Origin of the sequence: Aquabacterium humicola, assembly GCF_030167915.1 — a bacterium.
GTDB lineage: Bacteria > Pseudomonadota > Gammaproteobacteria > Burkholderiales > Burkholderiaceae_C > Pseudaquabacterium > Pseudaquabacterium humicola.
On the sequence record NZ_JARGNB010000001.1, the window covers coordinates 1,617,362 to 1,638,924 of the forward strand.

At 72.1% G+C, this 21,563-nt stretch carries 22 protein-coding genes; 9 read left to right on the top strand and 13 right to left on the bottom strand.

Annotated elements, in window-relative coordinates; genetic code table 11:
* The first annotated feature begins 22 nt into the window (after positions 1-22).
* A complete protein-coding gene (locus P1K89_RS07195) occupies positions 23-919 on the top strand; it encodes a complex I NDUFA9 subunit family protein (RefSeq protein ID WP_284615699.1) in 897 nt (298 codons plus the stop codon).
* A 10-nt stretch (positions 920-929) separates the two neighbouring features.
* The gene (locus P1K89_RS07200) at positions 930-2,162 is read left to right on the top strand and encodes a multifunctional CCA addition/repair protein (protein WP_284615700.1); all 1,233 of its coding nucleotides are present in this window, start codon (positions 930-932) and stop codon (positions 2,160-2,162) included.
* Positions 2,163-2,178: 16 nt separating this feature from the next.
* Here P1K89_RS07200 and P1K89_RS07205 read toward each other — a convergent pair whose 3' ends face one another.
* Positions 2,179-2,373, bottom strand: a complete 195-nt coding sequence (locus P1K89_RS07205) for a DUF2905 domain-containing protein (protein WP_284615701.1) — start codon at positions 2,371-2,373, stop codon at positions 2,179-2,181.
* Positions 2,374-2,382: 9 nt separating this feature from the next.
* On the bottom strand, positions 2,383-3,483 hold the full coding sequence (locus P1K89_RS07210) for a class I SAM-dependent methyltransferase (RefSeq protein ID WP_284615702.1): 1,101 nt from the start codon (positions 3,481-3,483) through the stop codon (positions 2,383-2,385).
* 19 nt (positions 3,484-3,502) lie between these two features.
* On the opposite strand from P1K89_RS07210, the gene P1K89_RS07215 reads away from it, so the two are divergent.
* The 4 genes from P1K89_RS07215 to P1K89_RS07230 all read left to right on the top strand — a co-directional run bounded on the left by P1K89_RS07215 (position 3,503) and on the right by P1K89_RS07230 (position 6,375).
* Entirely contained in the window at positions 3,503-4,333 is an 831-nt protein-coding gene (locus tag P1K89_RS07215; RefSeq protein ID WP_284615703.1) for an SDR family oxidoreductase, read from the top strand.
* Positions 4,334-4,411: 78 nt separating this feature from the next.
* Complete coding sequence (locus tag P1K89_RS07220) at positions 4,412-4,810, top strand: dihydroneopterin aldolase (RefSeq protein WP_284615704.1); 399 nt, start codon at positions 4,412-4,414, stop codon at positions 4,808-4,810.
* Positions 4,807-5,736, top strand: a complete 930-nt coding sequence (ttcA, locus tag P1K89_RS07225; protein ID WP_284615705.1) for a tRNA 2-thiocytidine(32) synthetase TtcA — start codon at positions 4,807-4,809, stop codon at positions 5,734-5,736. Before P1K89_RS07220 ends, ttcA begins: the two co-directional genes overlap by 4 nt.
* A 27-nt stretch (positions 5,737-5,763) precedes the next feature.
* The gene (locus tag P1K89_RS07230; protein ID WP_284615706.1) at positions 5,764-6,375 is read left to right on the top strand and encodes a DUF4136 domain-containing protein; all 612 of its coding nucleotides are present in this window, start codon (positions 5,764-5,766) and stop codon (positions 6,373-6,375) included.
* Between the two features lie 22 nt (positions 6,376-6,397).
* Here the strand turns inward: P1K89_RS07230 and P1K89_RS07235 are convergent, their stop codons facing one another.
* Positions 6,398-7,270 carry a DUF6279 family lipoprotein gene (locus P1K89_RS07235; RefSeq protein WP_284615707.1) on the bottom strand — a complete coding sequence of 291 codons (873 nt, stop codon included), beginning with the start codon at positions 7,268-7,270 and terminating at the stop codon, positions 6,398-6,400.
* On the opposite strand from P1K89_RS07235, the gene glmU reads away from it, so the two are divergent.
* A complete protein-coding gene (gene glmU, locus P1K89_RS07240; protein ID WP_284615708.1) occupies positions 7,269-8,648 on the top strand; it encodes a bifunctional UDP-N-acetylglucosamine diphosphorylase/glucosamine-1-phosphate N-acetyltransferase GlmU in 1,380 nt (459 codons plus the stop codon). The genes P1K89_RS07235 and glmU overlap by 2 nt on opposite strands.
* On the opposite strand, the gene P1K89_RS07245 is transcribed toward glmU, so the two are convergent.
* The 4 genes from P1K89_RS07245 to tsaB all read right to left on the bottom strand — a co-directional run bounded on the left by P1K89_RS07245 (position 8,632) and on the right by tsaB (position 13,235).
* Positions 8,632-11,073 carry a putative bifunctional diguanylate cyclase/phosphodiesterase gene (locus tag P1K89_RS07245; RefSeq protein WP_284615709.1) on the bottom strand — a complete coding sequence of 814 codons (2,442 nt, stop codon included), beginning with the start codon at positions 11,071-11,073 and terminating at the stop codon, positions 8,632-8,634. The genes glmU and P1K89_RS07245 overlap by 17 nt on opposite strands.
* Before the next feature lie 83 nt (positions 11,074-11,156).
* On the bottom strand, positions 11,157-11,996 hold the full coding sequence (locus P1K89_RS07250) for a uracil-DNA glycosylase (protein ID WP_284615710.1): 840 nt from the start codon (positions 11,994-11,996) through the stop codon (positions 11,157-11,159).
* On the bottom strand, positions 11,983-12,489 hold the full coding sequence (rimI, locus tag P1K89_RS07255; RefSeq protein WP_284615711.1) for a ribosomal protein S18-alanine N-acetyltransferase: 507 nt from the start codon (positions 12,487-12,489) through the stop codon (positions 11,983-11,985). The genes P1K89_RS07250 and rimI overlap by 14 nt, the downstream gene beginning before the upstream one ends.
* A complete protein-coding gene (gene tsaB, locus P1K89_RS07260) occupies positions 12,486-13,235 on the bottom strand; it encodes a tRNA (adenosine(37)-N6)-threonylcarbamoyltransferase complex dimerization subunit type 1 TsaB (protein WP_284615712.1) in 750 nt (249 codons plus the stop codon). Before tsaB ends, rimI begins: the two co-directional genes overlap by 4 nt.
* 37 nt (positions 13,236-13,272) lie before the next feature.
* Here tsaB and dacB point away from each other — a divergent pair, with 37 nt between their 5' ends.
* Complete coding sequence (gene dacB, locus P1K89_RS07265) at positions 13,273-14,709, top strand: D-alanyl-D-alanine carboxypeptidase/D-alanyl-D-alanine endopeptidase (protein ID WP_284615713.1); 1,437 nt, start codon at positions 13,273-13,275, stop codon at positions 14,707-14,709.
* 42 nt (positions 14,710-14,751) lie between these two features.
* Here dacB and P1K89_RS07270 read toward each other — a convergent pair whose 3' ends face one another.
* The 6 genes from P1K89_RS07270 to purE all read right to left on the bottom strand — a co-directional run bounded on the left by P1K89_RS07270 (position 14,752) and on the right by purE (position 20,469).
* Positions 14,752-15,390 carry an OmpW/AlkL family protein gene (locus P1K89_RS07270; protein ID WP_284615714.1) on the bottom strand — a complete coding sequence of 213 codons (639 nt, stop codon included), beginning with the start codon at positions 15,388-15,390 and terminating at the stop codon, positions 14,752-14,754.
* A 19-nt stretch (positions 15,391-15,409) separates the two neighbouring features.
* Positions 15,410-16,597: an SGNH/GDSL hydrolase family protein gene (locus tag P1K89_RS07275; protein ID WP_284615715.1), complete on the bottom strand. Its 1,188-nt coding sequence runs from the start codon at positions 16,595-16,597 to the stop codon at positions 15,410-15,412.
* A gap of 174 nt (positions 16,598-16,771) precedes the next feature.
* A complete protein-coding gene (locus tag P1K89_RS07280) occupies positions 16,772-17,767 on the bottom strand; it encodes an SGNH/GDSL hydrolase family protein (RefSeq protein WP_284615716.1) in 996 nt (331 codons plus the stop codon).
* 51 nt (positions 17,768-17,818) lie between these two features.
* Positions 17,819-18,784 (bottom strand): L-threonylcarbamoyladenylate synthase, encoded by a 966-nt coding sequence (locus P1K89_RS07285; protein ID WP_284615717.1) that lies wholly within the window; start codon positions 18,782-18,784, stop codon positions 17,819-17,821.
* Between the two features lie 42 nt (positions 18,785-18,826).
* Complete coding sequence (locus P1K89_RS07290; RefSeq protein WP_284615718.1) at positions 18,827-19,987, bottom strand: 5-(carboxyamino)imidazole ribonucleotide synthase; 1,161 nt, start codon at positions 19,985-19,987, stop codon at positions 18,827-18,829.
* Entirely contained in the window at positions 19,984-20,469 is a 486-nt protein-coding gene (gene purE, locus P1K89_RS07295) for a 5-(carboxyamino)imidazole ribonucleotide mutase (protein WP_284616329.1), read from the bottom strand. The genes P1K89_RS07290 and purE overlap by 4 nt, the downstream gene beginning before the upstream one ends.
* Positions 20,470-20,617: 148 nt before the next feature.
* On the opposite strand from purE, the gene P1K89_RS07300 reads away from it, so the two are divergent.
* Positions 20,618-21,559 carry a tetratricopeptide repeat protein gene (locus P1K89_RS07300; protein WP_284615719.1) on the top strand — a complete coding sequence of 314 codons (942 nt, stop codon included), beginning with the start codon at positions 20,618-20,620 and terminating at the stop codon, positions 21,557-21,559.
* Positions 21,560-21,563 lie beyond the last annotated feature (4 nt).

Sequence of the window (21,563 nt, forward strand, 5' to 3'; positions counted from 1 at the left end):
GCGAACGGCCCGGCGCCGGCTGATGCCCAGGCGCGTCGTCGTCACCGGGGGCACGGGCTTCGTCGGCCGCGTCGTCTGCGAGCGCCTGTTCGAGCGGGATGCCGGCACGCGCATCGTCGTGCCGACGCGCCAGCTGCCGCAGGGCCAGGCCATCCAGGTGCTGCCGACGGTGGAGCTGCTGCGCTGCAGCGTGCACGAGCCTCAGCAGCTGGCCGCGGTGTTCGACGGCGCCGATGCGCTGGTCCACCTGGTCGCGATCCTGCACGGCCGCGCCGCCGACTTCGACCGTGTGCACGTCGAGCTGCCGCGCAAGCTCGCGGCGGCCTGCCGCGCCGCCGGCGTGCGGCGCGTCGTGCATGTCAGCGCGCTGGGCGTCGCCCCCGACGCGCCGTCGGCCTACCTGCGCAGCAAGGCCGCCGGCGAAGCGGTGTGGCGCGACAGCGGGCTCGACGTGACAATCGTGCGGCCGTCGGTGATCTTCGGCGCCGAGGACCGCTTCACGAACCTGTTCGTGCGGCTGCAGCGCTGGCTGCCGGTGCTGCCGCTGGCCGGCGCCGACGCGCTGTTCCAGCCGGTGTGGGTCAGCGACGTCGCGAATGCGATCGTCGGCAGCCTGGACCGCCCGCCGGCGCGGCCCATCGTCGAAGCCGCCGGCCCCGAGGTGCTGACGCTGCGCCAGATCGTGCAAAGGGTGGGCCGCCTGGCCGGCTGCCAGCGGCCGGTGCTGGCGCTGCCGGAGTCTCTGGGCCGCCTGCAGGCCGCGCTGATGGCGCTGCTGCCGGGCGAGCCGCTGATGTCGGCCGACAACCTGCTGTCGATGCGCGTGCCCAACGTCGCCACCGGCGCGCACCCGGGGCTGGCGGACCTCGGCCTGCGTCCGGCCGGGATCGACACCCTGGCCGCGCATTTCGCACGCTAGGAGCGCCTGGATGAAGGCCTACATCGTCGGCGGCGCGGTGCGCGACCGGCTGCTCGGCCGCCCGGTCAACGACCGCGACTGGGTGGTCGTCGGCAGCACGCCGGAGCAGATGCTGGCGCTCGGCTACACACCGGTCGGCCGCGACTTCCCGGTCTTCCTGCATCCGCAGACGCACGAGGAATACGCCCTGGCGCGCACCGAGCGCAAGTCCGGCCGCGGCTACCACGGCTTCCAGTTCCAGGCCGCGCCCGACGTCACGCTGGAACAGGACCTCGCACGCCGCGACCTGACGATCAACGCGATCGCCGAGGACCCCGACTCCGGCGCGCTGATCGATCCCTACGGCGGCCAGCGCGACATCGCCAAGCGCACGCTGCGCCATGTCTCCGACGCCTTCGCCGAGGACCCGGTGCGGCTGCTGCGGCTGGCGCGTCTCGCGGCCCGCTTCACCGACTTCAGCGTCGCGCCCGAGACGCTGGCGCTGTGCCGCCGCATGGTGGACGCCGGCGAGGTCGACGCGCTGGTCGCCGAGCGCGTGTGGCAGGAGCTGTCGCGCGGGCTGATGGAAGCGCGGCCCGACCGCCTGCTGACGGTGCTGCGCGACTGCGGTGCGCTGGCCAGGCTGCTGCCCGAGGTCGATCGCCTGTGGGGGGTGCCGCAGCCCGTGGCCCACCATCCCGAGGTCGATACCGGCGAGCACTTGCTGATGGTGCTGCGCATCGCGGCGCTGCTCGACGCGCCGCTGCCGGTGCGTTACGCCTGCCTCTGCCACGACCTCGGCAAGGGCAGCACGCCGGCGGCGCAGCTGCCGCGCCACATCGCGCACGAAGCGCGTAGCGTCGAGCTGGCGCGGCAGGTGTCCGAACGCTGGCGCGTGCCGGTCGATTGCCGCGCGCTGGCCGAGCTGGCCGCCCGCGAGCACGGCAACATCCACCGCAGCGCGAACCTCAACGCGGCGTCTCTGGTGCGGCTGTTCGAACGCTGCGACGCCTGGCGCCGGCCCGACCGCTTCGATGCGCTGCTGCTGGCCTGCGAGTGCGATGCGCGCGGCCGCGGCGGACGCGAGGACGAGGCCTACGAACCGCGGCCGCGGCTCAACGCGGCGCTGGCCGTCGCGCGGGCAGTCGACACCGCGGAGGTGGCCCGCGCGGCGGCCGAGCGTGGTTCGAAGGGCCCGCAGGTCGGCGCCGCGATCGCGCAGGCCCGCGCGCAGGCGCTGCGCGAGCATGGCCTCGCCGAGTGAGGCCGCGCCGAGTGATTCAGAACAGCGCGCCGATCAGCATCGCCAGCACGCTCAGCACCAGGCTGGACGCAATCGGCAGGTAAAGCTCGCGGCCGCGGAAGCGCACCGCGAAGTCACCCGGCAGCCGGCCCAGGCCGATCTTCTGCAGCCAGCTGCGCAGCCCGCTGAAGACCAGCGACGCGAGCAGGAAGACGATCAGCCAGCGGATCATCGCGTGTGCCTAGAGCCGATGGCTGCGGTCGCCGGAGACGAACCCGAGGGCGTCGAAGGCACAGCCCTTCGCGAAGCCGATGACCTTGAACAGCTCGCCCATCTCATGCTCGGTGATCAGTTTTTGCGCCATCGCGCGCTCGGCGATGCCCGCACCTTCGAGCAGCGGCAGCAGCCCGCAATTGAGCAGGAAGCGCGCCTGCGAGGTGTAGCCCAGCACCTCGAGGCCGGCGTCCTGGCCGGCCAGCGCGATGCCGGTGAAGTTGACGTGCGCGGTGATGTCCTTCAGGCCCGGGTCCTGCAGCGGATCGCTGTCGGCGCGGTGGCCGCGGTGGCACATCAGCGTGCCGCCATGGCGCTGCGGGTGGTAGTACTCGGCCTCCGGGAAGCCGTAGTCGACGAAGAAGGCCGCGCCGCACTGCAGGCGATCGGCGATGCTGCGCACGAAGGCCTCGGCCTGCGGGTGGATCTCGGTGATCGTGCCGGGCACGAAGGGGCCGTCCAGCGGCGGATGCAGCGCGGTCGGGCGGTCGGCCCAGGCGAAGGCGCCGTGGTTCATCACCACGCCGCGCTCCGACCACGCGTCGCCGTCCCAGTGCAGCAGCTGCACCGGCATCGCATCGAGCACCTCGTTGCCGATCACGACGCCGTGCATCGTGTCGGGCAGGCGGTCCAGCCACTGCACGCGCTCGCCGAAGCGTTCGAGGCGCCGCGCCTGGCGTGCGCGCAGCGAGCCGGACAGGTCGACGATGCGGTAGTGCCGGACCGCGTCGCCGAGCGCGTCGAGCAGCTGTTCCGCCAGTGCGCCGGAGCCGGCGCCGAATTCGAAGACGGTGTCGCCACCGCAGGCCTGCAGGGCCTGGCGCAGCTGCGCGGCAAGTGCGCGGCCGAAGTACGGCGACAGCTCCGGCGCGGTGACGAAGTCGCTGCCGGACGCCGGCATCGTGCCGAACTTCGGTGAGCCATGCGCGTAGTAGCCCAGGCCCGGCTCGTACAGCGCGATCGTCATGAAGCGGTCGAAGGGCAGCCAGCCCCCGGCTTTCAGGATCGCCTCGCGCAGGACCGCCCTCACCCTGCTGGATACACTGTCGGGTTCGCTCGCCGCGTCCATCCGTGGCATTGTAGGAAGCATGAGCAAGCCCATTCCCCCGTCGCAGCGCCCCGGTTCGCCGGACGCCGGCCGCCCCCGTCCGGTGGTGCTGGTCACGGGCGGCGCACGTCGCATCGGCCGGGCCATCGTGCTCGCGCTGGCCGGTGCCGGCTGGGACATCGCGCTGCACTGCCGGGGCTCGCGCACCGAGGCCGAAGCCACCGCTGCCGACGCGGAAGCCGCCGGCGCCCGCGCGGAGATCTTCCAGGCCAACCTCGCCGACAGCGCCGACTGCGAGGCCCTGGTACCCGCGGTGCTGCTGCGCTGCGGCCGGCTCGACGCGGTGGTCAACAACGCGTCGCTCTTCGAATACGACGACGTCGCCAGCTTCACCGTCTCGGCGATGGACCACCACTGGCGCGCGAACACCGCGCCGGCGATCCTGCTGGCGCGCGCGCTGCACGAGCACCTCGTCGCCCGCGGCGACGGCGCCCACGGCTGCGTGGTCAACCTGCTCGACCAGAAACTCGTGAACCCGAACCCCGACTACCTGTCGTACACGCTGTCGAAGGCCGCGCTGGACACCGCGACGACGCTGCTCGCGCAGGCGCTGGCGCCGGTGCTGCGCGTGTGCGGCGTCGCACCCGGCGTGACGATGCTGTCGGGCGCGATGTCGGCCGACGAGTTCGCCCGCTCTCACCGCATGACGCCGCTGGAGCGCTCGTCGACGCCCGAGGATGTCGCGCAGGCCGTGCGCTTCCTGCTCGAGTCGCCGGCCATCACCGGCAGCACGCTGCTGGTGGATGGCGGCCAGCACCTGCTGCCGCAGCCGCGCGACGTGATGTTCCTTTCCCGCCAGTCCACCACCTGATGCCCCCACGCTCACTTCGTTCGCTGCCCCCCCAGGGGGCGCAGGCCTCCCTTGGGGCGGCCCGGCAGGAGGCCTGACATGCAGTCCCTCCTCACCAACCCCAGCCTGATGGACTGCCGCCGGCTGTTCCTGCGCGACTACGAGGTCTGGATCAACATCGGCGTGCACGACTTCGAGAAGAAGGGCGAGCAGCGCGTGCTGATCAATGTCGACCTCTACGTGCCGCTGGCGCTGTCGACGCCGGCGCACGACCAGCTGGAAGAGGTGCTCGACTACGACTTCATCCGCCGCTCGATCGCGCAGCGTGTGCAGCGGGGCCACATCCACCTGCAGGAGACGCTGGCCGACGACGTGCTGAAGCTGATGCTCGCGCATCCCAGCGTGCGCGCGGCGCGCGTCTCGACCGAGAAGCCCGATGTTTATCCCGACTGCGAAGCGGTCGGCTGTGAAGTGTTCGGCATGAAGGACCCCGCATGAATTCCATCGTCGACGCAGGCATCGTCGCCGACGACAAGGCGGCCAAGAAGGCCGCCTTCGAGGCCAACAAGCTCAGCAAGCGCCTGCATCGCCAGGTCGGCCAGGCCATCACCGACTTCAACATGGTCGAGGACGGCGACAAGGTGATGGTCTGCCTCTCCGGCGGCAAGGACAGCTACGCGCTGCTCGACATCCTGCTGTCGCTGCGTGAACGCGCGCCGATCCACTTCGACATCGTCGCGGTCAACCTCGACCAGAAGCAACCGGGCTTTCCGGCGCACGTGCTGCCGGAGTACCTGACGGGCCGCGGCGTGCCCTTCCGCATCGAGGAACAGGACACGTACTCCATCGTCAAGCGCCTCGTGCCGGAAGGCAAGACGATGTGCTCGCTGTGCTCGCGGCTGCGGCGCGGCATCCTGTACCGCGTGGCCTCGGAACTCGGCGCGACGAAGATCGCGCTCGGCCACCACCGCGACGACATGGTGGTCACGCTGCTGATGAACATGTTCTTCGGCAGCCGCATGAAGGGCATGCCGCCGAAGCTGGTCAGCGACGACGGCCGCCACACGGTGATCCGCCCGCTGGCCTACGTCGCCGAGACCGACCTGGAGCGCTGGGCCGCGCACCGCCAGTTCCCGATCATCCCGTGCACCTTGTGCGGCAGCCAGGACAACCTGCAGCGTGTGCAGGTGAAGAAGATGATCCGCGACTGGGAGAAACAGTACCCCGGGCGCATCGACAACATGTTCAGCGCGATGGGCAACATCACGCTGTCCCACATGATGGACAGGAACCTGTTCCCGTTCACGACGATCAGACCGACAGGCATCGCCGACCCCGCCGGCGACAAGGCCTTCGACGAGGACGAGGACTGCGCGACGCCCCCGGCGCCGGCAGTGATCCGGCTCGACCTCGACGGCGGCTGACCCCCATCCTTTCCGAGGAGCTGCGGCATGCAACGACGTTCGGTGATGCTCGGCGCCGCCCTTGGCGGGCCGACCCTGTGGCTGGGCGGCTGCGCGGCGATGAACCAGGTGTCCGCCGAGGTATCGACCTTCGGCGACTGGCCGGCGAACCGCCGCGGCGGCACCTACGCGTTCGAGCGGCTGCCGTCGCAACAGCAGCAGCCCGAACTGCAGCAGCAGCTCGAGGCCGCGGCCGCGCAGGCCCTGGAGAAGCACGGCTTCCGGCCGGTGGCCGGCGGCGCAGAACCCGACGTGCTGGTGCAGCTGGGCGCGCGCGTCAGCCGCACCGACCGCTCGCCCTGGGACGACCCGCTGTGGTGGAACGGCGGCTTCGGCCGCTGGCGCGGCGGCCCGTGGCGCGGCCCGCACTGGCACGTCGGCGCGTCCTGGTATTACCAGTCCCCACGCTACGACCGCGAGGTCGCGCTGCTGCTGCGCGATCGCAGTAGCGGCCGGCCGCTGTACGAGGCGCGGGCGAGCAGCGAGGGCAACTACGGCGGTGTCGAAGGGCTGCTGAAGCCGCTGTTCGATGCCGCGCTCTTCGATTTTCCGGCGGTCGGCGTCGTCAATCCGCGGCGGGTGACGGTGCCGCTGTCCTGAGGCGGTGCTGCGCTGGCGCGGTTCAGTCCGCGGCCAGCGCGCGGAAGTCCTCTTCCCAGCTCCTGAGCTTGTCGGCCGCGTGCTGGCGCTGCGCCGGCTTCATGCTGTTGTGCAGCTGCGCCGCGAGCTCGCAGTTCGCGGCCACCAGCCGCTGCACGTAGGCCCGGTACTCCGGCCGTGGCGAGCTCATCGCATCGGCCTCGAAGCGCCGGACGGCGGCTTCCACCGTCGGCACGTCCGCCTTCTCCGCGATCAGCCGGCGCAGCGTGCGCACGATCTCCTGCTGGCGCGCGCGGCGCTCGACCATCCAGCGTTGCGCATCGAAGGGCGACACGGCGAGCCCGTCGGCCAGCAGCTTGCGCTGTGAATCGTCGAGCGTGCCGTAGATCATCTCGGCGCGATCGACCGTGCGCTTGAGCGAGGCCTCCGCGCGTTCAGCGAGATCAGGCTGCAGGAAGTCGCGCGCCACCTCCTGGTTCTTGCGCGCATAGCGCTTCTCGAGGTGGTCGATCTGCGCCGGCGTGATCGTGCGGGTGATCACCGCCATCGCCGGCACCGCCTGCGCGTAGGCGGCGTCGAGGCGGCGCTGCGCGCCGTCGGACACCGCGCACATCTGCGCCGCGCTGACCTTCTCGAACGCCAGCGCGCGCACGCTCGCGAGCCAGGTCGCGTAGTCGGGCAGCTGGGTCTGGCGGTGCCAGGCGAACCAGTCGGCGAGCGCCTGCTTGACCTGCGGCGACTGCTCGTCGGTGAAGTCCATGTAGCCGTCGAGCCACCAGTAGGCCAGCACCGGACCCTGGTTGTACGTGAAACGCAGCGCACTGCAGCCCGACAGCAGCAGCAGCGCCGTCGCGATAATCCAGGCCCCGATACGCGACAAGACACTCGACCTCATGGCACTCGACATCGTGATCATGGCTGCCGGCAAGGGTACCCGCATGAAGTCGCGGTGGCCCAAAGTGTTGCACCGGCTGGCAGGCCGAACGCTGCTGCAACATGTGCTGGACACCGCGGCGAAGCTCGGCGAGGCGCGAACCATCGTCATCACCGGCCACGGCGCCGCGGACGTCGAAGCCTCGATCGAAGGCCGCGGTGCGCTGCCGGTGCGCCAGCAGCCGCAGCTCGGCACCGGCCACGCCGTGCAGCAGGTGGTGCCGCACCTGGCCGGCGGCGACGGCGACACCGCGCTGATCCTCAATGGCGACGTGCCGCTGATCGAAGCCGACACCGCCCGTGCGCTGGCCGAGGCCTGCGGCGGCCGCCAGCTGGCGCTGCTGACGATCACGCTCGACGACCCGACCGGGTACGGCCGCATCCTGCGCACGGCCGACGGCACCGGCCGGGTGCTCGGCATCGTCGAGCACAAGGACGCCACGCCCGAGCAGCGCGCGGTCAACGAGGTCTACACCGGCATGATGGCCGCGCCCACCGCGCTGCTCAAGCGCTGGGTGATGGCGCTGACGAACCACAACGCGCAGAAGGAGTACTACCTGACCGACATCGTCGCGATGGCGGTCGCCGAAGGCGTGCCGGTGGTCGCGACCCAAGCCCGCGACGAGACCGAGGTACTCGGCGTCAACAGCCCGCTGCAGCTGGCCGACCTGGAGCGCCGGCTCCAGCGCCGCCAGGCCGAGACGCTGATGGACGCCGGCGTGCGCCTGGCCGACCCCGCGCGCTTCGACCTGCGCGGCACGCTCGAATGCGGCCAGGACGTCGAGATCGACGTCGGCTGCGTCTTCGAAGGCCGCGTCACGCTCGGCGACGGCGCGCGCGTCGGCCCGCACTGCGTGATCCGCGACGCGGCGATCGGCGCCGGCGCGGTGATCCATCCGTTTACGCACATCGAGGGCGCCCGGGTCGGCGACGGTGCGCTGATCGGGCCCTACGCCCGGCTGCGGCCGGGCGCCGAGCTGGGCGCCGAGGTGCACATCGGCAACTTCGTCGAGGTGAAGAACTCGGTGCTCGGCAAGGGTGCGAAGGCCAACCACCTCGCCTACCTCGGCGACGCGACGGTCGGCGAACGCGTCAACTACGGCGCCGGCAGCATCACCGCGAACTACGACGGCGCGAACAAGCACCGCACGGTGATCGGCAACGACGTGCACATCGGCTCGAACTGCGTGCTGGTGGCGCCGGTCACCATCGCCGACGGCAGCACCGTGGGCGGCGGCAGCACGATCAGCAAGGACACGCCGGCCGGTCAGCTGACCGTCGCGCGCGCGCGCCAGGTGACGATCGCCGGCTGGCAGCGGCCGGTCAAGGCGAAGAAGTAGCGGCCGCCGCGGCGGCGGGGTGCTGCGTGGCCAGCCAGGCCAGCAGCGCCGCCGGCGCCCGCGCGGGCTCGATGGCCTCGCCCTGCAGCTGTGTGCAGCCGGCGCCGCCGAGCCAGTCGCGCTGCGCCGCGTGGTCGACACCGCCGGCCGCGACGACGCGTCCGAGCTCGTGCGCCAGGCCGATCAGCGAGCGCACCACCGCGGCCGATGCCCGGTCGTGCGGCAGCGCATTCACCAGCGACGCATCCAGGCTCCAGCCGGCGAACGGCAGGTCGCGCAGCTGCACGATCGACAGCCCGCCGGCGCCCAGGCCCTCCAGCGTCACCGCCACCCCCAGGCGCTGCAGGCCCGCCAAGAGCCGCGGCAGGCGCGCGCCCTCGGCCGCGCACTGGCGTTCGTCCAGCGCCAGCATCAGCGTGCCGGGCGCCGCGGCCTGCGCCGCCAGCGCGTGGCCGAGCGCGGCCAGCAGCGCCGGCCCGTCGAGCTGCAGGCTGCCCAGCGACAGCAGCACCGGCAGCGCGCCGTGGCCGGCGGCCTGCCAGCTGCGCTGCAACGTCAGCGCCTCGCGCAGCGCCCAGGCCGCCAGCGGCTGCAGCAGTCGCGGCTGCGCGCGGTGGGCAAAGGCGGACGGCGCGAGCGGCCCGCGCTGCGGATGGTTCCAGCACAGCAGGGCCTCGACCAGTGCCGGGCCGCCGTCGGCGACGCGCAGGCGCGGCTGCAGGCGCAAGGCGAACTCGCCGCGCTCCAGCGCCGCGGCGAGCTCGGCTTCGAGCTTCAGGCCCTCGTCGATCGCCGCACCGAGCGCCGGCTCGAACACCGTCACCGCATCGCGGCCGGCGGCCTTGCCGGCGTACAGCGCGGCATCGGCATGGCGCAGCAGCGTGTCGGCATCGCGGCCGTGTTCGGGGAACAGCGCGACGCCGACGGTCGGGGTCACCGCCAGCTGGCGGCCGGCAAACGCCACCGGCGCCTGCACGGCGGCGCGCAAGCGCTCGGCGGCCAGCGCGGCTTCACGCCGGTCGGCGATGCCGGGCAGCAGCACGACGAACTCGTCGCCGCCGAAGCGGCCGGCCGCGCCGACGGCCGGCAGGGCATCGGCGATGCGCTGGCCGACCGCGCGCAGCAGCGCGTCGCCAGCGCCGTGGCCGAGCGAATCGTTGATGCGCTTGAAGTGGTCGAGGTCGATGAACATCAGCGCCATCGAGCGGCCGTCGGCCGGCGGATGCGCGAGCTCGGCCTCGAGCCGTTCGACGAAGGCGCCGCGGTTGAGCAGCCCGGTCAGGGTGTCGTGGTGCGCAAGCTGGCGGATGCGCGCCTGCTGCGCCTGGCGGTCGCGGATGTCGCGCACGACCGTCATGCGCAGCTTCGTGCCGCCGCGCAGCATCGTGCGCACGAGGAATTCCACCGGGATCACGCGGCCCTGCAGGTCGACGATCTCGGTCTCGTAGCTCAGCTCGGCGCCCTGCGTCATCACCTGCTGCACGCGCGCCAGCTGGTTCGGCGAGACGAAATCGAGCACATGTCGGCCGAGCAGTTCCTCGCGCGTGCCGCCGACCAGCGCGGCCATCGGCTCGTTCAGGTCGGTGATCAGCCCGTCGTGGTGGAAGACGATGCCCTCGAGGCTGGCCTGCATGAACTTGGCCATGCGCTCTTCGCTCTCGCGCACGGCCGCTTCGGCCTCGCGGTGGCGCGTGATGTCGCTGATCAGCACGAAGGAGCCGAACGGGTGGCCATCGCTCGCCAGGTGCGGCACCAGGCTCACCTCCAGCCAGCGCGGCCGGCCGCCGGGCTGCGCCGCCGGCATCTGGCGCATGTACGAGACCGTGCGCCGGGCCTTCAGCATCAGGTCGACATGCGGCTGGATCTCGCGCGCCGCGTCGTCGCCGATCACCTGGGCGAAGGTCTTGCCGATCACCGCCGGCGGCTCGAGGCCGAACGTCGACGCGTAGTGGCGGTTGGCGTAGAGGCAGGTGAAACCGGCGCTCTCGTAGTACGCGATCAGCACCGGCAGGTTGTCGGCCAGCAGCTCGAAGCGGGCCGACAGCGCCTGGGCGTCCTGCACCGCCTGGTGCAGCGCGGTGCGGTCCTGCAGCAGGCACAGGAAGCTGCCGCTTTGCGGCAGCCAGCGCGCGTCGAGGTCGACCCAGGCCTTCACGCCGTCGTGGCGCAGCAGGCGGATCGGCAGCGAAAAATCCTGCTGCGCGGAGAGCGCGGCGAAGAGCGCCGCGCGCCGATCGGGCGACAGCGCCGCGAACCAGCCCGTGCCCAGCAGGGCCGGCGCCGGCATGCCGGCCAGCGCGGCCATCGCGGCGTTGGCCTCCAGGGCGTGCGCGTCGGAGCTCAGCTCGAGCGCGGGCAGCGGCAGGCGATCCCAACCCTGCGGGGCGGCGGCCAGGCTGCGGGCGGGTCCTTCCGCGGGCTGCACGATCGATTCCTGAAGCGGGCGCCAGACTGCAAAGCGGCGATCATAGGGCCGCGATCCGGGCGCGGCTTGTGCGGGATTGCCGCTCAGCCTGCCGGCTTGGTTTCAGCGGCGCGCGCGGCCAGGCACAGGTCGGCCCAGGCGCGGGCCTTGTCGGCCGGGCTGCGCAGCAGGTAGGCCGGGTGGTAGGTGACGACCAGCGGCCGGCCGCGCCATTGGTGTACACGACCGCGCAGGCGGCCGATCGGCTCGCTGCTGTCGAGCAGCGACTGCACCGCGAAGCGGCCCATCGCGAGGATCACGCGCGGCTGCACGAGTTCGACCTGGCGCTCGAGGAAGGGCTGGCAGCGTTGCAGTTCCTCCGGCTCGGGATTGCGGTTGCGCGGCGGCCGGCACTTCAGCGTATTGGCGATGTAGACCTGGCGCGCAACGTCGGCGGCATCGGGGTCGTCGCCGACCTGCCGCGACAGCCCCAGCGCGGCGAGCATGCGGTCGAGCAGCCGCCCGGCGGCGCCGACGAAGGGTTCGCCCTTCAGGTCCTCCTGCTCGCCCGGGGCTTCGCCGACGACCATCCAGTGCGCTCGGGGGTGGCCGACGCCGAACACCGTCTGCGTGCGCGTCTCGCACAGCATGCAGGCACGGCAATCGGCGACCGCGGCGCGCAGCGCCGGCCAATCGAGCATCGCGACGGCCGCACCGGCCGGTGACAGCGCGGGCGGCCCGGCCGCCGGCAGCGGCGCCGGCGCCGGCTGGGGCGCCGCGGAACGCGACACCAGGGGCGGCACCGATGCCGGCACCGTGGCGGCATCGTCCGTGCCAACGTCCGAAGTGAGCGCCAGCGGTTCGCCGTCGGCGCCGCCCTCCGGCGCCCACAGGCGCAGGCCCATCGCCTGCAGCATCGCCTGCTGGCGGTCAGTCCAGCGCATCGCCGGCTCCCTCGACGAGCTGCAGGCTCATCACGATCGCGTCCTCGCGCCGCGCGCCGGCGGACGGGTAGTAGGACCGGCGCACGCCGGCCTCGACGAAGCCGGCGCGGGCATAGAGCGCACGCGCGGCCTCGTTGCTCTGGCGCACCTCCAGCCACAGCTGGCGGTCGCCGCGCTCGAGCGCGCGCTCGCGCAGCTCGCCGAGCATCGCGCGCGCATGGCCGCGGCGCTGCCGGCGCGGCGCCACCGTCAGGTTCAGCAGGTGCATCTCGTCGACGCCGGGCATCGCGACGTAGTAGCCGATCAGCTGGCCCGTCGCGTCGAGCCGCAGCTCGGCCAGGTAGCCGGCGGCGAGCGAATCGATGAAGTTGCCGCGGCTCCACGGGTGGCTGTAGCACTGCACCTCGACCGCCAGCACGGCGTCGAGGTCCTGCACCGTCATCGCGCGGCGGCGGATCTGCTCGGACGCATCCGGACGCGGCAGCGCACTCATCGACGGCCCTCCGGCACGGCCTTGTGCGCGGTGCGCTCGGCGGTCGTCAGCGCCACCTTGTCGCGCAGGTACAGCGGCAGCGCGTCGGCCGCGTCGATCGCTTCGCCGCGCCGCCAGGCCGCCTCGGCCAGGCGTGCCAGGGCGGCGGCACGGGATTGCATCAGCGGCACGCAGATGGCACCCGCGGCGACCGGCGCCAGGCGATCGGCGAAGGCCGTCAGGGCGTTGCCGGCGATGTGCTGCGGCGGTGCGTCGGCCCACGCCGCGATCAGCGCCGGCAAGGTGTACAGCGCCGGCCGATGCACGACCGACCAGCCGCGCGCATCGCGCCGGTAGGCCGCGGCATAAACCTCGTCCATGCGCGCATCGACCGCGGCCCAGTGCACCTGGCCGTCGATCGGCGGCGGCGCGGCCTGCGCCGGCTGCTGCGCGTACGCGTCGTCGACGACGACCAGCAGGCTGTCCACCGCCAGCACCGGCTTGCCCGCTCCGAAGGCCAGCCCCTGGGCGACGGCGCAGGCGGTGCGCAGGCCGGTGAAGGCGCCCGGACCGGCGCCGAAGGCGATCGCATCGAGCTGCGCCAGCGTCATGCCGGCGTCGGCCAGCAACTGCATCGCCGCCGGCACCAGCCGCGCCGAAGCGGCCGCGCCGCCGGCCTCTTCGTGCAGCCGCAGGCCCGCCGGCGTCTGCAAGGCCAGCGCCATCGTTTCGGTCGACGTATCGAGGGCGAGCAGGCACGGTTCCATTCGAGGCGCGAGAGTTTAGCCGTGCCATCATCGCGCGATGCCTGGCCCCTCCCGTGCCCGCCGCGCCGTGCTGGCGCTCCTGACGAGCTGCGCGATCGGGCCTGCGCTGGCCGAGACGCCCTTGCCGCCGGAAGTGCGCCTGGCGCTGGCGCGCGCGCAGGTGCCGCTCGAGGCGATCAGCATCGTCGTGCAGGAAGCCGGCAGCAGCGCAACGCCGCGGCTGTCCTGGCAGGCGCAGCAGCCGCAGAACCCGGCTTCGCTGTTCAAGCTGGCAACCACCTACGCGGCGCTGGACCTGCTGGGGCCCGGCTACGCCTGGATCACGCCGGTGTGGCTGAAGGGCCGGCTGCGCGACGGCGTGCTCGAGGGTGACCTGGTGATCAAGGGCAGCGGCGATCCGAAGCTGGTGCCCGAGCGGCTGTGGCTGCTGCTGCGGCGCGTGCAACAGCTGGGCGTGCGCGAGATCCGCGGCGACATCGTGCTCGACCGCAGTGCCTTCGCCGTGCCGGCGGGCACGCCGGCGGACTTCGACGGCGAGCCGCTGAAGGCCTACAACGTGCAGCCCGATGCGCTGCTGCTGTCGCACAAGGCGCTTGTCTACACCTTCACGCCGGACGCCGCGAACGGCGTCGCGCGGGTCGGCGTCGAGCCCGCGCTGCAGGGGTTGCAGGTCGATGCGCAGGTGCCGTTGTCGGCCGGCCCCTGCGACGACTGGCGGGCCGTGCTGAAAGCCACCCCGGCCGACCCCGATCGCATGCGCTTTGCCGGCACCTACCCGCTGTCCTGCGGCGAACGCAGCTGGCCGGTGGCCTATGCCGACCCGGGCAGCTTCAACGCCCGGCTGCTGCAGGCGGCGTGGCGCGAGCTCGGCGGCCGCCTGAGCGGCGTGGTCCGCGACGGCAGCGCGCCGACGGTGCCGCCGACCTTCGAGGTGTCGTCACCGGCGCTCGCCGAGCTGGTGCGCGACATCAACAAGTTCAGCAACAACGTGATGGCGCAGCAGCTGTTCCTGACCCTGGGCGCGACCCAGCGCGGCAGCGGCACCGTGGAGGCCTCGCGCGCGGTCCTGCGCGACTGGCTGCTGTCGCGCCTGGGCGAGCGCGGCGAAGGCATCGTCGTCGACAACGGCTCGGGCCTGTCGCGCGAGACGCGCATGAGCGCCGAGCAGCTCGCGCTGCTGCTGCAGGCCGCGTGGCGCAGCCCGGTGATGCCGGAGATGATCGCCTCGCTGCCGCTGGCCGGTGTCGACGGCACGGCGCGGCGCGCCCGCTCGGGCGGCGGCCGCGCGCATCTGAAGACGGGTTCGTTGCGCGATGTCGCGGGCATCGCGGGTTATGCGCTCGGGCCCAACGGCCGGCGCTGGATCGTCGTCGCGATCGTGCAGCATGCGAACGCCGGCCAGACCCGGCCGGCGCTCGACGCGCTGGTGCAGTGGGCGCTGGCCGACGCGCCGCGCGACGGCCCCTCGCGCTGACCGTTGGCGTGCCGGCCGGTGAGGCACCGGCACGCGGCGGCTTCAGAAGCGGTACGACAGGCCCGCGGAGTAGACGATCGGACGGAAGTCGATCGTCGTCTTAAGCACCGTGCTGCCCTGCGCGACGAGGTCGCTCTTGACCTTGACCGCCGCGACGCTGGCGAAGGCACCCCAGTTCTTCGAGAACAGGTAGTCGATGCCGGCCTGCACCGTCGGGCCGACCGAGTCGGACATCTCGACATGTTCGGCCAGCGACGACTTGATGCCGGTGAAGCGGGTGTAGTTGATGCCCGCCCCGACGTACGGGCGCCAGCTGTCGCCTTCCCGGCCGAAGTGGTAGTTCAGCAGCAGCGTCGGGGCGACGTTCTTCGCCTCCAGCACCTCGCCGAGGAAGTACACGCTGCCGGCGGCGCGCGACTTGATCGTCGGCGGCACGCCCAGCACCAGCTCGACGCCGATGTTCGGCGTGATCAGGCGCTCGCCGACGAAGATCACCGTCGTCGCCGAGCCGACGTCGGCATCGGCGCCGGCGGGCACGCCGATGCCGGTGATGCCGGTGGTCTTCGCATGCGTCTGGTAGCGGGTGACGCCGACCTTGATGATCGTCTCCTGCGCCTGCACGGCCGACGCGGCCAGCAGCAGGCCGCAGGCGACCGCCATCCCGTGGAACTTGTTGTTCATCATGTCTCCTGGTAGACGGTCAGAGCCAGCCGAAGGCCTTGAGCTGGGCGTGGAAGGCATCGGACAGCGCACGGTGGCCGCCGGTGGTCGGGTGCACGCCGTCGGCGAAGGCCCAGGTGTCGATGCTGGCGCCGGCGCGCAGGCCGTTGAAGGGCACGCCCGGCGTGCCGTTGCAGAACAGCGACGAGCCGTCGGTGACGCGGCCGCCGGTGATCGCCGAGATCTTCGCGCCGTCGCAGGCCGGCACGGTGTTGTTGACGAAGCCGTACTTGCCCGGGTTCTGGTACGAGTCCTTCAGGATCGGATAGGTGTCGATGATCTGCACCGGCGCATTCGACAGGCTCTCGCGCAGCCACAGGTTGAAGATCGCCGACAGGTCGGTCAGCACCGGCTGCACCGAGGCCGGCAGCGACTTGCCGAACGGCGTGTCCGCGATGTCCGACAGTGTCATCACCGCGACGTACTTGCCGCCCTTGGCGAGGATCTGGTTGCGCACATAACCTGCGAGTTCGCCGGCCGCCTTCTTCATGCCGTTCTGCGCGTCGGTCTGCGCGAGGAACAGCTGGCGCTTGGCTTCGTCGGCGCTGATCTGGCCTTGCGCGGCCTGGGTCTGGATCTGCGTGGCCTTGGCGGTGAAGCCGCCGAACTGCGTGAAGACGTCGTTGCTGCCGATGTAGACCAGGATCAGGTCCGAGTCCTTGAAGCTGCCGAAGCGCGCGAGGTGGTTCTCGATCTGCTTGACCACCGGCACCGTCAGCGCACCGCCGGCATGGCCGATGCCGTTCGGATCGGTGATGCGCGCCCCGCCCTGGCCGTAGCCGGTGCAGGTGTTGCCGAGGTTGGCCGCCGCAGCCGGGCACTTGACGGACTGCGTGCCGAAGCCGACCTCGGCCGGCGTCACCAGCAGGCCCATCTTCGCCGCGAGGTTCTCGACCCACACCGTGCCCGCGGTGCCGCTGCCGTTGGTCGTGAACTTGCCGCCGAAGTAAGGCGCCTGGCCGTTGCCGGTCAGCGAGGTCGCCGGCGCGTAGGCGCCGATGTCGCTCAGGCTGTCGCCGAAGCTGACCAGCGCGGTGAAGTTGCCCTTGGTCGTCGGCGCGCCGGCGGTCGGCGTGGTGCCCGGCACGTACGGATCATCGCCACCGCCGCAGGCCGCGAGCAACGCGGCCGTGATCAGCGACAGCCCCAGAACCCGGATCGTCTTCATGCATTCCCCTCGAATCGGGCCGTCGGCGACCCGCTGCGTCAAAGAAACGAACGACCGTTCGTTTTTCAGCCGGGCACTATACGGGGGGGGTCGGACGGGTCTGGAGCGGGCTTTCCCGACAATCTTCTAGGGGCAGCGCTCCAGCCCGCGAACAGGTGGGTCGGAACGGGTGGGTCAGAACGGGTTGTTCAGCGCGCGCGTCAGCGCCGCCGAGCCGATGCGCGAGTGCATCGACGGTGCCAGCCGGCGATCGTCGGCCCACATGTAGCTGGCGACGACGCCGCCGCTGACCAGGTCGGCGGTCACGCTGGTGCAGTTCGGCAGCGCCACGGCGCAGACGCCGTCGACCACGTTCGTGTAGCCGAAGTTGCCGGGAAAGCGCGAGATCGTCGACACGGTGTCGTCGGTCAGCACCAGCGCGTAGTTGCGCCCGTCGAAGCGCGTCTGGTCGATCGAGGTGCGCAAGGTCGCGTTGAACTCGTAGCTCAGGTTCGACAGCCGCGTCGCGGCGCCGGCCTTGGTCTTGTTCAGGTTGATCGCGTAGGGCGTGACACCCATGTCCGGCACGGTCGAGACGATGGCCTTCGCCCCGGCACCCAGCAAACCGTTGATCTGAGCGGCCAGCACGCCGGCGCGGCGGCGCGCCTCGCCCACCGCATCGGCTTCGCTCATGGTGCCGGCGATGACGCGGTCGGACAACTCGACGAGGTCGTTCGATCCCATCATCACCGTGACCAGGTCGTTCGACTGCAGGCTCCCGCCGCTGGTGGTCTGCTCGCCGAGCTGGCGTGCGATGCCGGTCGCGGCATCCTCGACCTTGGCACCGGCCTTGGCCCGCATGAAGGCCTTCGGCGTCGCGTTGTTCTTGTTGCACTCGGCGAAGACGAAGCCGTAGTGGTTGCTCAGGGCCTCGACCCACAGCGGGTTCAACGTGCAGTCGCGGATCGGGATCGCGTCGCTGGTGACGCCGTTGACGGTGTACTTGCGGCCGTTGTTCGCGCCGTCGTTGACGATCAGGCTGTGCTCGTCGCCGAGCACGATCAGCCGGCCGGGCGCGAAGGGTTCGATCTGCGACGTGCCGCCGCCGCAGGCAGCGAGCAGCGCGGCCGCCAGGGCCGCCGTGATCGCGAGGCGCCAGCCGGTGCGGCGCGAAGGGGTCGACGAAGTCATCAGGCTCTCACTCTCAGAATGCGGACGGAAGGGGCCGAAGCGGACGACGCCTCAGGCAGCGGCGCGCCGCAGGCGGTCGCGCACCCCTTCCCATGCAGGCAGGTCGGGCGGTTCCTCGACCCGGATCTCACGGGCACCGGCGCTGTCGAAGGCGCGCAGTGCGGCGAACAGGTCCTGCGCACAACGCGCCGGATCGTCCGGCAGGGCCCGCCAGCGGGCCGGGTCGAGCCCGGCCGGGCGGCTGCGGGAATATACCGCCACGCCATCGGCGAACGTTGCCGTGCTGTAAAGGCTGGCGGCGTCGACCAGCCGCACGCGCGCGGCCGGCGCGTAGTGCGACGCGAGGTCGCCGGAGGAGCGCGGCGCGTCGGCATCGCGCTCGCGCAGCGGCCGGCCGAGCGCGGCCTCGAGACGCTCGCGCATCAGCAGGCCGGGCCGCAGCAGCACCGGCTCGCCGCGCGAGCAGTCGACGATGCTCGACTCGATGCCGACCTCGCAGGGCCCGCCGTCGAGTACCAGCAGCGACGTGCCGAACTCGTCCTCGACATGGCTGGCGCGGGTCGGGCTGACGCGGCCGAAGCGGTTGGCGCTCGGCGCCGCGACGCCGGCCACGCCAAGCGCGGCGGCGGCTTCCAGCAGCGCATGGGCCACCGGATGGGCCGGGCAGCGCAGCCCGATCGTCAGGTGGCCGCCGGCGGCAGCGTCGGCGCGACCGGGCAGGCGCGGCACGATCAGCGTCACCGGCCCGGGCCAGAAGGCCTCGGCCAGGCGCTGCGCGGATTCGTTCCAGCCCGCGGCAAAGTGGCGCGCCGCCTCGATGCCGGTGACGTGCACGATCAGCGGATGGTCCGCCGGCCGGGCCTTGGCGGCGAAGATGCCGGCCACCGCGCGATCGTCGTCGGCGCGGGCGGCGAGGCCGTACACGGTCTCGGTCGGCAGGCCGACCAGCCCGCCGTCGGCCAGGCACCGCGCCGCGGCCGCCACCGCGGCCGGATCGTCCCCGCGAAGAATCGTCATGGGCGCAGGATCGTCATCACGCAGGGTCGCCGGGCCGCCGCCTCAGAACGGCGGCAATCCGAGCAGCGCCGCGACCTGCAGCGCGACGCCGCGCGCCGCATCGGGCGTGGCGGCGGTCACGGTCAGGTGGCCCATCTTGCGGCCGCGCCGCGCGTCGGTCTTGCCGTACAGGTGCAGGTGCACCCCGGGCAGCGCGAGCACCGCGTCCCACGGCGGCGTGCGGGCCACGTCGCCGGCGTCGAACCACAGGTCGCCCAGCAGGTTCAGCATCACGGCCGCCGAATGCAGTCGCGGCTCGACCAGCGGCAGGCCGGCGAGCGTGCGCACCTGCAGCTCGAATTGGCTGACGTCGCAGGCGTCGATCGAGTAGTGGCCGGAGTTGTGCGGCCGCGGCGCCATTTCGTTGGCCACCAGCCGGCCGTCCTGGAGCACGAAGAACTCGACGCACAGCACGCCGACGTAGTCCATCGCCGCGGCCACCGCGCGCGCGGCCGCGATCGCCTGTTGCTGCAGGACCGCATCGACGTCCGGTGCCGGCACCTGCGTCACCGCGAGGATGCCGTCGCGGTGCAGGTTCTGCTGCACCGGCAGGTTGACCACCTCGCCGGCGGCATTGCGCGCGACGATCACGCTCAGCTCATGGCGCAGCGGCAGGCGCTGCTCGAGCACGCAGCCGACTTGCCCCAGGCGCGCCCACGCCGCCTGCAGCGCGGCCCGGTCGACCACCGTCGCCTGGCCCTTGCCGTCGTAGCCCATGCGGGCGGTCTTCAGGATGCCGGGCAGCAGCGTGTCGGGCACCGCGGCGAGTTGCGCCGCATCGGCGATCACGGCATGCGGTGCGCAGGGCACGCCGCAGCGCACGAACTGCGCCTTCTCGTCGGCGCGGTCCTGGCACACGGCGACGGCGTCCGCGCCCGGGGCGACCGGGCGGTGCTCGGCGAGGCGGCGCAGGGCCTCGGCCGGCACGTTCTCGAATTCGGTGCTGATCGCGTCGCAGCGTCGCGCCAGCTCGGCCAGGCCCGCGGGATCGAGGTAGGCGGTGCACACCTGGTCGTGCGCGACGACCCCGGCCGGCGCGGCGGCGTCGGGGTCGAGCACGACGGTCCCGTAGCCGAGTGCCTGCGCCGCGTGCACGAACATGCGGCCCAGCTGGCCGCCGCCCATCACGCCCAGCGTGGCGCCCGGAAGCAGCGGCTCGTTCACTTGAGCTCGGCGGACATCGCCCGCGCCGCTTCCGTCTGGCGGGCGCGGAAAGCTTCGAGCCTGGCGCGCAGCGCCGGGTCCTCGTTGGCCAGCATCGCGACGGCGAAGAGCGCCGCGTTGGCCGCGCCGGCATGGCCGATCGCGAAGGTCGCCACCGGGATGCCCTTGGGCATCTGCACGATCGAGTGCAGCGAATCGACGCCGGACAGATGCCGGCTTGCCACCGGCACGCCCAGCACCGGCACCGTGGTCTTCGCCGCCAGCATGCCCGGCAGATGGGCGGCGCCGCCCGCGCCGGCGATGATGGCCTTGAGGCCGCGGCCGGCCGCGCTGGCGGCGTAGGCGAACATGTCGTCGGGCATGCGGTGTGCCGAGACGACGCGGCACTCATGCGCCACGCCAAACTCGGCGAGAATCGCTGCCGCCTGCTGCAGGGTCTCCCAGTCGCTCGACGAACCCATCAGCACACCGACGAGCGGCATGTCGCCTGACTGGGGGTCGGGCCGACCGTCGGACGATGGATGACTGGACACGGCAGGCTCCGACAACATGGGCAAAACCTTGGATTGTAGGCGGCTGCCCCCACCTGCCGTCGGCCGCCGAATGCGCTGACCTCTCGACACCGACACCATGAACGACATCACTTTGCAGAACTTCGAGGCCGAGCTGATCCAGGCCTCGATGCAGCAGCCGGTGCTGCTGGACATCTGGGCGCCCTGGTGCGGCCCGTGCCGCACGCTCGGGCCCCTGCTGGAGAAGGTGGAAAAAGCCTATGGCGGCCGCTTCAAGCTCGCCAAGCTCAACAGCGACGACCAGCCCGAGATCGCCGGCCAGCTGAGCCAGGCCTTCGGCGTGCGCTCGATCCCGTTCTGCGTGCTGTTCGACAAGGGTCAGCCGATCGACGGCTTCGTCGGGGCGCTGCCCGAGGCGCAGATCCGCGAGTTCCTCGACCGCCACGTGCCGAGCGCCGAAGCGATGGAGGCCGAAGCCGAAGCCGAGGCGGCCGAGCAGCTCGAAGCCGAAGGCGACACCGACGCCGCGCTCGCCCGCCTGCAGCAGGCGGTGGCCATCGACCCGGCCAACGACGCCGCGCGCACCGAGTACGTCAAGCGCCTGATCGAGGCCGGCCGCATCGCGCAGGCCCGCCAGGCCTGGGAGCCGGTGGCCGGCAAGGCGATGCTGGACACCCGCATCGCGGCGCTGGGCCACTGGCTCGACGCCTGCGAGAAGTCCGCCGGCGCCCGCTCGCCCCAGGCGCTGGCCGCGGCGATCGAGGCCAACCGGCGCGATTTCGACGCCCGCTTCGAGCTGGCGCAGGGGCACTTCGCGGCCGGCCGCTTCACCGACGCGATGGACGCGCTGCTCGAAATCGTGATGCGCGACAAGGCCTGGAACGACGAGCTGGCGCGCAAGACCTACGTCGCGATCCTCGAGTTGATGAGCAAGCCGGCGCCGAAACCGGCCGCCGAAGCCGCCAAGAGCACGCTCGAGGTCACCGGCAAGGCGCCGGCGGCGACTAGCGACCCGCTGATCGACCAGTACCGCCGCAAGCTGAGCATGGCGCTGTTCTGACGCC

Bases quoted from the DNA above. Each gene is read 5' to 3' on its own strand.
- P1K89_RS07195 (WP_284615699.1), top strand. From the start codon at position 23: ATGCCCAGGCGCGTCGTCGTCACCGGGGGCACGGGCTTCGTCGGCCGC.
- P1K89_RS07200 (WP_284615700.1), top strand. From the start codon at position 930: ATGAAGGCCTACATCGTCGGCGGCGCGGTGCGCGACCGGCTGCTCGGC.
- P1K89_RS07205 (WP_284615701.1), bottom strand. From the start codon at position 2,373: ATGATCCGCTGGCTGATCGTCTTCCTGCTCGCGTCGCTGGTCTTCAGC.
- P1K89_RS07210 (WP_284615702.1), bottom strand. From the start codon at position 3,483: ATGGACGCGGCGAGCGAACCCGACAGTGTATCCAGCAGGGTGAGGGCG.
- P1K89_RS07215 (WP_284615703.1), top strand. From the start codon at position 3,503: ATGAGCAAGCCCATTCCCCCGTCGCAGCGCCCCGGTTCGCCGGACGCC.
- P1K89_RS07220 (WP_284615704.1), top strand. From the start codon at position 4,412: ATGCAGTCCCTCCTCACCAACCCCAGCCTGATGGACTGCCGCCGGCTG.
- ttcA (WP_284615705.1), top strand. From the start codon at position 4,807: ATGAATTCCATCGTCGACGCAGGCATCGTCGCCGACGACAAGGCGGCC.
- P1K89_RS07230 (WP_284615706.1), top strand. From the start codon at position 5,764: ATGCAACGACGTTCGGTGATGCTCGGCGCCGCCCTTGGCGGGCCGACC.
- glmU (WP_284615708.1), top strand. From the start codon at position 7,269: ATGGCACTCGACATCGTGATCATGGCTGCCGGCAAGGGTACCCGCATG.
- P1K89_RS07235 (WP_284615707.1), bottom strand. From the start codon at position 7,270: ATGAGGTCGAGTGTCTTGTCGCGTATCGGGGCCTGGATTATCGCGACG.
- P1K89_RS07250 (WP_284615710.1), bottom strand. From the start codon at position 11,996: ATGCGCTGGACTGACCGCCAGCAGGCGATGCTGCAGGCGATGGGCCTG.
- rimI (WP_284615711.1), bottom strand. From the start codon at position 12,489: ATGAGTGCGCTGCCGCGTCCGGATGCGTCCGAGCAGATCCGCCGCCGC.
- tsaB (WP_284615712.1), bottom strand. From the start codon at position 13,235: ATGGAACCGTGCCTGCTCGCCCTCGATACGTCGACCGAAACGATGGCG.
- dacB (WP_284615713.1), top strand. From the start codon at position 13,273: ATGCCTGGCCCCTCCCGTGCCCGCCGCGCCGTGCTGGCGCTCCTGACG.
- P1K89_RS07270 (WP_284615714.1), bottom strand. From the start codon at position 15,390: ATGAACAACAAGTTCCACGGGATGGCGGTCGCCTGCGGCCTGCTGCTG.
- P1K89_RS07275 (WP_284615715.1), bottom strand. From the start codon at position 16,597: ATGAAGACGATCCGGGTTCTGGGGCTGTCGCTGATCACGGCCGCGTTG.
- P1K89_RS07280 (WP_284615716.1), bottom strand. From the start codon at position 17,767: ATGACTTCGTCGACCCCTTCGCGCCGCACCGGCTGGCGCCTCGCGATC.
- P1K89_RS07285 (WP_284615717.1), bottom strand. From the start codon at position 18,784: ATGACGATTCTTCGCGGGGACGATCCGGCCGCGGTGGCGGCCGCGGCG.
- purE (WP_284616329.1), bottom strand. From the start codon at position 20,469: ATGCCGCTCGTCGGTGTGCTGATGGGTTCGTCGAGCGACTGGGAGACC.
- P1K89_RS07300 (WP_284615719.1), top strand. From the start codon at position 20,618: ATGAACGACATCACTTTGCAGAACTTCGAGGCCGAGCTGATCCAGGCC.